This window comes from Tianweitania sp. (assembly GCF_032053605.1).
Classification (GTDB): Bacteria; Pseudomonadota; Alphaproteobacteria; order Rhizobiales; family Rhizobiaceae; genus Tianweitania.
In genome coordinates, this window is sequence record NZ_DAMBUH010000117.1 from 1 (window position 1) to 9,584 (window position 9,584).

General features: G+C 62.0%; 9 protein-coding genes and 1 pseudogene. 5 read left to right on the forward strand and 5 right to left on the reverse strand.

Annotation, left to right across the window (positions count from 1 at the left end; genetic code table 11):
* Both RTX98_RS17905 and gmk read left to right on the forward strand, forming a co-directional pair.
* Positions 1–330, forward strand: a 330-nt coding sequence (locus RTX98_RS17905) for an endoribonuclease YicC domain-containing protein (protein ID WP_312798157.1), incomplete at its 5' end; no start/stop codon positions are given.
* Between the two features lie 3 nt (positions 331–333).
* Positions 334–996, forward strand: coding sequence for a guanylate kinase (gmk, locus tag RTX98_RS17910; RefSeq protein ID WP_312798158.1), 663 nt, complete (start codon positions 334–336; stop codon positions 994–996).
* A gap of 6 nt (positions 997–1,002) precedes the next feature.
* On the opposite strand, the gene rsmA is transcribed toward gmk, so the two are convergent.
* The 5 genes from rsmA to lptF form a co-directional block, all read right to left on the reverse strand.
* The gene (gene rsmA / locus RTX98_RS17915) at positions 1,003–1,824 is read right to left on the reverse strand and encodes a 16S rRNA (adenine(1518)-N(6)/adenine(1519)-N(6))-dimethyltransferase RsmA (RefSeq protein WP_312798159.1); all 822 of its coding nucleotides are present in this window, start codon (positions 1,822–1,824) and stop codon (positions 1,003–1,005) included.
* 30 nt (positions 1,825–1,854) lie between these two features.
* Positions 1,855–2,781 (reverse strand): peptidylprolyl isomerase, encoded by a 927-nt coding sequence (locus RTX98_RS17920; protein WP_312798160.1) that lies wholly within the window; start codon positions 2,779–2,781, stop codon positions 1,855–1,857.
* Between the two features lie 134 nt (positions 2,782–2,915).
* Entirely contained in the window at positions 2,916–5,234 is a 2,319-nt protein-coding gene (locus RTX98_RS17925) for an LPS-assembly protein LptD (protein WP_312798166.1), read from the reverse strand.
* A 68-nt stretch (positions 5,235–5,302) separates the two neighbouring features.
* Entirely contained in the window at positions 5,303–6,391 is a 1,089-nt protein-coding gene (gene lptG / locus RTX98_RS17930) for an LPS export ABC transporter permease LptG (RefSeq protein WP_312798161.1), read from the reverse strand.
* On the reverse strand, positions 6,388–7,578 hold the full coding sequence (gene lptF / locus RTX98_RS17935) for an LPS export ABC transporter permease LptF (RefSeq protein WP_312798162.1): 1,191 nt from the start codon (positions 7,576–7,578) through the stop codon (positions 6,388–6,390). The genes lptG and lptF overlap by 4 nt, the downstream gene beginning before the upstream one ends.
* Before the next feature lie 139 nt (positions 7,579–7,717).
* Between lptF and RTX98_RS17940 the strand changes: the two genes are divergently transcribed.
* The 3 genes and pseudogenes from RTX98_RS17940 to RTX98_RS17950 all read left to right on the forward strand — a co-directional run.
* Positions 7,718–7,897 (forward strand): hypothetical protein, encoded by a 180-nt coding sequence (locus tag RTX98_RS17940; RefSeq protein ID WP_312798163.1) that lies wholly within the window; start codon positions 7,718–7,720, stop codon positions 7,895–7,897.
* Between the two features lie 49 nt (positions 7,898–7,946).
* A complete protein-coding gene (locus RTX98_RS17945) occupies positions 7,947–9,443 on the forward strand; it encodes a leucyl aminopeptidase (RefSeq protein ID WP_312798164.1) in 1,497 nt (498 codons plus the stop codon).
* A gap of 41 nt (positions 9,444–9,484) precedes the next feature.
* Positions 9,485–9,584, forward strand: a pseudogene (locus RTX98_RS17950) (DNA polymerase III subunit chi); the annotation flags it as partial.

Genomic DNA, 9,584 nt, shown 5'->3' on the forward strand with positions numbered 1-9,584 from the left:
CGCGCTCGTCTTGCCGAACAGGTCCGGCTCCTGCTGGAAAGCAACGCTGCGCTCGATGAAGCCCGGCTCAGCATGGAAGCGGCGCTGCTCGCCACCAAGGCCGACATCCGCGAGGAAGTCGACCGGCTGACGACCCATGTCGCGGCAGCCAGGCAGCTGCTCGCCGCCGGCGGGCCGGTTGGGCGCAAGCTCGATTTCCTGGCGCAGGAATTTAACCGCGAATCGAATACGCTTTGCTCGAAGTCGAACGCCGCGTCTGTGACGGCCATCGGCCTGGAACTGAAGGTCGTGGTCGACCAGTTCCGCGAGCAGGTTCAGAATCTGGAGTAGATCATGCGGACGGACCAACCGTCAAAGACCATCCGCCGCCGCGGCGTGATGCTGGTTCTGTCGTCGCCATCAGGCGCCGGCAAGTCGACCATTGCCCGTATTTTGCTTGAGCAGCATGAATTCGAACTGTCAGTCAGCGTCACGACGCGCGAACGGCGTGCCAGCGAAGTGGACAAGGTTCACTACCGCTTCATTTCGCGCCGCGAGTTCGAAAGCCTGCGCGAAGATGACCAGCTGCTGGAATGGGCGGAGGTTCACGGCAACTACTATGGCACGCCGCGCGATGCGGTCGAGAAGGCCATGTCCGAAGGGCGTGACATGCTGTTCGACATCGACTGGCAGGGGGCGCAGCAGCTTCGCGAGAAGATGGATGCCGATCTGGTCTCGATCTTCATCCTGCCGCCCTCCATGGCCGAGTTGCGCACACGTTTGAAGCGGCGTGCCGAAGATTCGGACGACATCATCGAAACGCGGCTCAACAATGCCAAGGTCGAAATAGAACGGTGGCGCGACTACGATTATGTCGTCGTGAATGAGGATCTCAACGCCGCCTTCGACGAGGTGAAATCCATCGTGACTGCCGAACGCCTGCGCCGTGATCGCCGCTGGTACGGCATGCATGACTTCGTGTCGGATCTGCTGGCCGAGAAAACAGACAGGCGCTGATTAGCTTTACACGACAGCGTTCGCCAGCCGCACGAACTCTTCGATTTCCAGCGTTTCGGCGCGACGCGTCGGATCAATCTCGGCGCGCTGCAACAACGCTTCGCCGCCCAGAACCTTCAGGCTCTGCCGCAGCATCTTGCGGCGCTGGCCGAACGCGGCCTGCGTAACGCGTTCGAGCATGCGCAAATTCACCGGCAAGGGGGAAGAGCGCGGCACGAGATGCACAACGGATGACGTCACCTTCGGCGGCGGCGTAAAGGCCTGTGCCGGCACATCGAAGGCGATCCGCGCTTCCGTGCGCCATCCCGCCATCACCGCCAGCCGTCCATAAGCGCTGTCCCCCGGACGCGCTACGATGCGCTCCGCGACTTCGCGCTGGAACATCAACGCCATGCTCTCGTAGAAGGGCGGCCAAGGCTCGACGGTCAGCCAGCGGATCAGCAGTTCCGTGCCGATATTGTAGGGCAGGTTGGCGATGATGCGCACGCGTGCCCGGTCGCCCGCAAGTGCCGCAAAGTCGGTCGCCATCGCATCGCCGGGAATAACGGTGAGGCGGCCGGGATAATGCGTGGAAATCTCGTCGAGAATGGCGAGGCAGCGCTCGTCACGCTCGATGGCAATTACCTCGGCGCCCTGCGAAAGCAGCGCACGCGTCAAGCCACCAGGGCCGGGACCAACTTCGATGACGGTGACGCCATCCAGCAGTCCAGCGACCCTCGCGATCTTGCCCGTCAGATTGAGGTCAAACAGAAAGTTCTGGCCGAGGGCTTTTTTGGCAAAGAGCCCGTGGCGCTCGACAACCGCTCGGAGCGGGGGGAGGTCTTCCATCAGCGTGTGGTCAAGCGGTAGCGCAAAGGCTTAGCGCTTGACGATCTGCCCACGCTTGTGAAGCTCTTCGGTGTATTTCTTGCTCAGCGCTTCGCCGCCCTCGTTCTTGCTTGCGTCTTCGGCGCCGAACACCATGCGGGCAACGCGGTCGTTCGACACTTCACGCTGCGAACAAACGCCGATGAACTCGACGCCGCGGGCGGTTTCCTTGACGCCCGTGGCGCCGCCGGCCTTGGTCGATTTGATCTGGTCCGACCATTCCGACGGTAGTTCCGGCTCAAGCACGCGCCCGAGATCGCGCACGGTCACATCGATCAGGCCCTTCGCGAAGCTGCGCGTGCTGTCACAGCCATTGAAGCGGGCGCGCATGGCATCAGCCTCGCGCTTGCGCTTGCCCAGCATCGAGCCGCGCTCGGCAGCCGGCACAACGAAGATCACCTGCTGCAGGAGATACTCGGTGGCAGAAGGCTTGCGGCCTTCCTTCATCATGCGCTGCACGACATCCTGTTCGCTCATGCGCCCTTCGGAGCGCGCGCGCATGCCGAGAACCTGACCCCAGCCCATCTGAACCCGCATATATTCGCGGAAATGCGCCTTGGTGACACCGGCCTTGTTCAGGATCTCGTCCATCTGCGCCGGCGTCAGCTTGTTCGATTCGGCGAAGCGCTTGTAGGAATCATCCAGCTGCGCATCCGTCACATTGACCTTGATGCGCGCGATTTCCTGGCTGCGCAGCACCTGATCCACCATGTCGCTGCCGGCTTCACCGGGGCTGCGCTTCTGCAGCTTCAGGAAGGCCGCGCGGCGGTCGATGTCGTAACTCGTGATCGCCTGCTTGTTGACGATGTACTTCACCTCGCTCGCCTGTGCCGGCACAGGCAAAACGAGGGGGGCAGCTGCCGAAAGGAGGGCAACCGCAAAAAGAGGAGCGGCTAGCTTCTTGATGAAAGTCGTCATGAAGAGGGCCTCGTGGGTCTGGATCGCGCTTGTTACCGGCGCTCGTGCCGGTTCACTGCGGCGAAACGATGTCTGGCGTTCGGCCTTGTCTTAACCTTGATCGGGCGGTTTCCGCAACCGCCCGAACAAAGACGCTAGTTCAATCCGCCGCGATTGACCTTGCCGAAATCGCCGATCGTGCGGAAGGTCAGGTTGAAGCCGACGCCGCGCTCCACGTCATCCGGATCGTCGATCTCGCGGCTTTCGTTCAACGCCAGCGCAAAGGTGAAGCACTCGTCATCATACGCAAAGCCGATCGAGTCGCGCACGACGACTTCGGACTGGAAGTCGTAGATTGCCGATCCGAACACCGACCAGTTCTCTGCCACCTTGGCCCGGGCACCGACGGTCACTTCATGGCGATCTTCCGAGAACCCGTAAAGCGGCTGTTTCTGGATGAAGGCATACTGGCCGGTCACGGTCAAAGGCGCGGTGGTGTAGCCGAGCTTGACTTCGCCGCGACGCATTTCCAGCGTGTCTTCGTCGAACCGTCCGCCGACCGCGCCTGAGAAGCCGAGCGGGCTGCCGATGCCGAACTGCGCGACGTAATCCGACCGATCGCTTTCCAAGCCGGAATACGCGCCGGCGCTGACCAGATCCGCCGTGGAATAGGAGTTCAAACCGGCCAGATGGTAGGACTGACCGATAATCGCATTGGTGGTCCAGCCATTGGAGAAGGTGCCGGAATAGCGGATGCCGAGATTGGCACGCGTGCCACCTTCGACGCGGTCGTAGCCCGAGAACTTGTCGGTCTCGAACAAGGAGGTCGCATCGAAAACGAGGCTCTGCGCGTCTTCGTTCGGGATGCCGAGCGTTCCGGCATAGCGTTCGTCTGGCCTGATGAGCAGCTGCGCCATCGGTTCGATGACATGCGAGGAGTTGGCGGTTGTAAACAGCACGGGATAGCGAGCTTCCAGCCCGGCCGTCGCCATGCCGCGCCAATACTGGTCGCGAATGTCGGACGCCGCCGACTGCGCCTCGATGGCGGCAATCGTATTGTCCTCATAGCTCGTATAGATGCCGTCGCCGCGAACCTGCAGCAAAGGCGTCAAGGCCAGACCGCCGGGCGTGATCAGCGTGCGGCGCCATTCGGCCTGGGCTGTTGCGCGGCCAGTATTGCCATCGATGCCGCGAATGTTCTGCCCGTCGATGACATTAGGCACGATGCCGGCGAAGTCAGGATAATCGTCGATCGCCAGGCGGTCGCGCGAAATACCCTGCACATTGACGTCGATCGACAACTCACCGCCGGCGATGGGTTCATCGGGTGTGATGGAATAATCGAAGCTTGGAAGAACCCAGGGTTGCTTCTGCGACACGGAGTTCGGGTCGCTGTTCAGCACCTCTTCCTGAACCTGGAACTTCATCGCCCGCAGGTCGAAGTAGTTCCGGTCGTTCAGGCCGGTAAGATAAACTTCCGAACGATGGACATAGCTCGCATAGCGATCCAGCCCGTAGGTGTAGGCAAAATTCTTGTCGGTCTGGGCGAGGATGTCCCAGCCGAACGTCCAGCGTGGGTTGATGCTGAAGGCACCGCTGGAGGTCACCGCACCGCGAAACTCCTCGTCTGCATCCACGGTATTGGCGTCGAACGCGTCGGGATTAGCCTGGTTGATCCCGGCAACGCGCAGATTGAAGCCGCCATTATCGAATCTGCGCCGGAACTCAGCCTCGCCCATGAAGCCCTGACGCGTATAACCGCGTGGCGTAATCGTCAGGTCGTAGCTCGGGTTCAGGGCCACATAATAGGGCACGGCCGCGCTGAAGCCGAGTTCGTCCTTGTAGCCGAAGGTCGGGAACAGGAAGCCGCTCTTCTGCTTTACCGTCGGATCCGCCACTTCGAAGGCCGGCAGATAGGCGATCGGAAAGCCGAACATCTCGAAGCGGGCGCGCTCGAACCGCACCACCTTGGTTTGGCCGTTCCAGATGATCTTCTGCGCTTTCACGCGCCAGATCGGAGGCTTCTCCGGCTTGTCCTCGCAGGGCTCGCAGGCGGTGTAAACGCCCTGATTGAAGGTCGTCACCACGCCGTCGCGACGCTCGGCACTTTCAGCCGCGAAGTAGGTCTTGTCAGGCGTTTCGATGCGCAGTGCGTTGACGAACCCGTCGCGGAAATCATCCGTGACGTCGATGCGGTCGGAGTAGATGACGTTGCCGCTCTGGTCGATCGCCTGCACATTGCCGCTTGCAACCAAACGGCCCGTCGCGCGGTTATACGCGACACGCTGCGCGACAACGCGATTGTTGTTGTAGTCGATCTGCACGCCGCCGACCGCAGTCACAGTCTGCTTGTCGTTGTCGTAAACCAGCGTATCGGCTTCGAGCAGCATCTGCCCGCCTTCCGGAATCCGGTTGCGGACAGCGGTCTCTTCCACGGTCTGCGCGGAAGCCAGCCCGAGCGGCGTTACGGCCATGATACAGCCGAGCGCGCTGGCGCTGAGAAGGCGCTTCAGGCGCGCCGAAGACACGGTCGCGCCCCGCACTAGCCGTCCTCTCGATGCAGCAAGAAAGTCACCCCGAAAAACATCGCAACTACAACGGGTACCCAAGCCGCGATGACGGGGGGAACGATCCCCGCGCTCCCGAACGCCTTGACCAGGACCGATACGACATAAAGCAGAAAGCCGGCAAGGATGCCACCCAGAATCATAAGCTCGGATTGTCCCATACGTGCAAAGCGCATCGACACTGTTGCAGCAATCAGCGTCATCGCCACGAGCAACAGCGGCAGCGCCACCAAGGAATGAAACTGCATGGCAAAGGCGTCGGCGCGCAGACCGAAAGTCCGCGCCACGCTGATCTTGCCCGGCAGTTCGAAGAAGGGAACGGTCTCAGGCCGGGCAACGCGCTGCGCCACCAATTCCGGCGTCAGACCGGTCGGGATGTGAACCGATTCGGTGGAAACGATGCGCTGGCCATCGGCAAAGCTCTCGATGCCCTGCAACTCCCAATAGCCTTCGCGCAGATAAGCGCGTTCGGCATCCAGACGATCGCTGAAATCGCCATCCGCATCGAAGCGGAAGAAGCTCGCGCCGTTCAGTTCAAGCCCGTCGTTCAGAACGGCGCGCGCACCGATGATCGTGTCCACACCGTCGAAGCTTTGGCGCAGCCAGGGCTCTTCAAACGCCGTGCTGCGCTTGGTGTCGCCGGCGCGCAGGCTGGTTTCGATCCCTTGCGACTGCGCGAAGCCGTAGGCCGCCAGCGGATTGAGCAGGATGATCGTGAACAGGCCGAATACGAAAGCACCAATCGCCACCGGGGTCAGGAACTGCCAGGCAGAAATGCCGGCCGAACGCGCAATCACCAGCTCATATTTGCGGTTCAGCGAGATCAGCGTGAACATTGCCGAAAACAGCCCGATGAACGGCACCGTCTGCTGCATCACCATCGGCACGCGCAAGGCGGACACGGCAAGCGCTCCGGTGAAGGAGTAGCTGGACGAACCGGACACCACGTCCTGGAACTGCGTGAAGTCGACAAGAAAAACCAGCGCGAAAACGCCCACGAAGAACCAGGCGGTGATCGTCACATAGCGCAGGAAGAAATAGCGTCCGAGCGTAAAGCCGATCATGCGCGGCCTCCCGGCTGGGCATTGCCGAAGCGCGAACGGCTGATCATGGCGCGCAGGCCCTCAAAGCGCTGCAACAGCGATTCGACCCACGACACCGGCAGTTCCAGCGTCTTGTTGGCGCGAATGAAGCCGATCGCCACCGCCGCGGCACCAAGCGGAACGACATACATCAGAACCGAGAACAGCATGCTGCCTTCCGCACTGTTGGCGACGGTGAAGCCAGCCCAGCGCACGAACAAGGCGATGAAGATTGCCGTTGCCATGGGGTGCAGCCGCGCTTCGCGATGCGAGCGCGCATCACCGGCCGACGCGATTGCAATCAGTGCGAAAACAAGCGGATACAGCCATTCCGTGAATCGGTTGTTGAGCTCGGTCTTGTAGTAATCCGGCCGCTCGATCAGCACCGTGTCGTTCGGATTGGGATCGAGAAGGTACGACAGTGGCCGGTCCTTCGGGAACATCACCGGCGCCTTTTCGGAAGGCGCGAAGGCCGACAGGTCGAAGCCGTAGGAATCGAACCGGATCAGCGAAGCCGGGCGCTCGGGCGCTTTCCGGCTGATAATGCCTTCCTGCATGAGGAGGACGTTTTCGCCGGGTTTGTCCAGGATCACGCCGGTCTTGGCGTAATAGTTCAGCTCGGTCTTCGGATCGCGCGAATCGGCCACGAAGATGCCGCCGAGCCGTCCATCCGGCAGGCGCTGCGAAATCTGCACGTAAAGGCCGTCTTCCACGCGCCGAAACGAGCCTTCCTGGATCACACTGGAAATCAGATCGGCATTGGCGCTGGCAAGCAGCACCCGGAAGCGCTCGCGCGCCAGCGGGTTAAGGCCATTGTCGACGATGAACACGAACACGCTGGCCAGCAGCGCCATCAGGATGATCGGGCGGATGATGGTGCGGCGCGACGAGCCGGCGGCGCTCAGCACGACCAACTCGGAATCTTGGTTCATGGCGCTCAGCGTCTGCGTAATGCCGATGATCAGAGCGAAGGGCACGACGATCGGCACCACCGAAGGCAGCATCATCGTGGCCACCTGGAAGAAGGTGAAGGCTGACTGGCCGCTGTCGGTCACAAGGTTGATGCGCGCCAGAACCTGGCTCACCCAGACCATGGCAAGCGTCCAGAACAGCGCTGAAGCGAACACGCCAAACGCACGCCGCAAGATGTAGCGCTCTACGACTTTCATTCCGTCGTGTTCGTCCTAAACCACGACAGCAGACGGCGCGCCCCCACGCATCTGCTGCACCCAATCAGTTGACCTCGCCCTGAGCCGGAGTGTTTAACCGCCCCAGACGGGTTGTCCAGCAGTCATAGAAGCAGCGCTAATGGCTAAGGAATGGCGAAGAAGGGTGGTTAACGAAGTGTTGACCCCTAAAACGCTGGATATTTTGGCCGAACCTTGGGGAAGGAAGGTCATGCTGACGGCACAGCGCCGCATGGCGGTTGCGGGCAAGGCGATGCTGAAAAGTCACGCTCTTGAAACTGCCGCGCCGCGGTGTCACTGACTGGGGATGCTCTTTCCGCTCAGGCGGACCAACTTGCAGGACCCCCTTCATGGCGCTTCGTCCCATTATCCGCTTCGCTCCCCTCGATCGTCCGCAGACCGGCACCGTACTCGTGCTGGCAGGTGAGGGCGCAACCTTCTCCGAAGCCGCGAAGGCCTGCGATCCCTCCGGTGTGTTGACGCGCGCGGCAAAGATCGCCGAGTTCGAAGGCAAGCTGGCCAGCACCGTCGAAGTCATCGCGCCCGAAGGCGCTTCGGTGGACCGCCTGGTCGCGATCGGCGCCGGCAAAAGCGACAAGCTCGATGAAATCGCCTGGTCGCGCATCGGCGGCGTCGCGATGGCTGCGGCACGCCGCGCCACCGAGATCGCCGTGATTGCCGATCTGCCGGACGTTTCCGTCTCGGCAGCTGACATCGCCGGTCTGGCGCAGGGCGTGCTGCTGCGTTCCTACACCTTCGACAAGTACAAGACGAAGAAGACCGACGACGCCGAAAGCAAGCCGGTCGACAAAGCTGCTACGATCACCATCCATTGCGCCGATCCGGCTGCTGCGGAACAAGCCTTCACATCGGCGCAGGCCGTCGCCGATGGCGTGATTCTCGCGCGCGACCTCGTCAATGAGCCCGCCAACCTCCTCGGTCCGGTCGAGTTTGCCGAAAAGATCCAGGCGCTCAGCGAACTCGGCGTTGCTGTCGAGATCCTCACCGAAACGGAAATGACAAAGCTCGGAATGGGCGCGCTGCTCGGCGTGGCTCAAGGCTCCGTCCGCCCGCCGCGTCTTGCCATCATGCGCTGGAACGGCGGTGCCGAAGGCGAACAGCCTGTCGCCTTCATCGGCAAGGGCGTGACCTTCGATTCCGGCGGCATCTCCATCAAGCCGGCTGCCGGCATGGAAGACATGAAGGGCGACATGGGCGGTGCGGCCGCCGTCACCGGCCTGATGCATGCGCTGGCTGCCCGCAAGGCCAAGGCTAACGTCATCGGCATCGTCGGCTTGGTTGAGAACATGCTGGATGGCAATGCCCAGCGTCCCGGCGACATCGTGACCTCCATGTCCGGTCAGACCATCGAAGTGCTGAACACCGATGCCGAAGGCCGCCTCGTTTTGTGCGACGCGCTCTGGTATGCCAAGGAAACCTACAAGCCGCGCTTCATGGTCAATCTGGCCACGCTCACCGGTGCGATCATGGTGGCGCTCGGCCAGCATCACGCCGGCCTGTTCTCCAACAATGACGAATTGTCGGAGCGCCTGACCGCCGCCGGCCTCGCCACCGCCGAGAAGCTCTGGCGCATGCCGCTTGGACCGGAATACGACAAGCTGATCGACAGCAAGAATGCCGACATGAAGAACATCGGCGGCCGCTTCGGCGGCGCAATCACCGCTGCGCAGTTCCTGCAGCGCTTTGTCGGCGACACGCCCTGGGCGCATCTCGACATCGCCGGCACCGCCATGGGCTCGCCGACCACCGACATCAGCCAGTCCTGGGCATCCGGCTTCGGCGTGCGCCTGCTCGACCGTTTGGTGCGCGACAACTACGAGGCCTGAGCGGGCCTTAGCCTGAAATGACTGAGGTCCTGTTCTACCACCTGACCGAATCGACCCTTGAGGAGGCGCTGCCAGCCCTCCTCGAGCGTTCGGTCGCGCGCGGCTGGCGCGTGGTGGTGCAGTCAGGCAGCGAAGAACGCC

Excerpts from the sequence above, each read along its gene's own strand:
- gmk (WP_312798158.1), top strand. The coding sequence starts at position 334 with ATGCGGACGGACCAACCGTCAAAGACCATCCGCCGCCGCGGCGTGATG.
- rsmA (WP_312798159.1), bottom strand. The coding sequence starts at position 1,824 with ATGGAAGACCTCCCCCCGCTCCGAGCGGTTGTCGAGCGCCACGGGCTC.
- RTX98_RS17920 (WP_312798160.1), bottom strand. The coding sequence starts at position 2,781 with ATGACGACTTTCATCAAGAAGCTAGCCGCTCCTCTTTTTGCGGTTGCC.
- RTX98_RS17925 (WP_312798166.1), bottom strand. The coding sequence starts at position 5,234 with ATGGCCGTAACGCCGCTCGGGCTGGCTTCCGCGCAGACCGTGGAAGAG.
- lptG (WP_312798161.1), bottom strand. The coding sequence starts at position 6,391 with ATGATCGGCTTTACGCTCGGACGCTATTTCTTCCTGCGCTATGTGACG.
- lptF (WP_312798162.1), bottom strand. The coding sequence starts at position 7,578 with ATGAAAGTCGTAGAGCGCTACATCTTGCGGCGTGCGTTTGGCGTGTTC.
- RTX98_RS17940 (WP_312798163.1), top strand. The coding sequence starts at position 7,718 with ATGGCTAAGGAATGGCGAAGAAGGGTGGTTAACGAAGTGTTGACCCCT.
- RTX98_RS17945 (WP_312798164.1), top strand. The coding sequence starts at position 7,947 with ATGGCGCTTCGTCCCATTATCCGCTTCGCTCCCCTCGATCGTCCGCAG.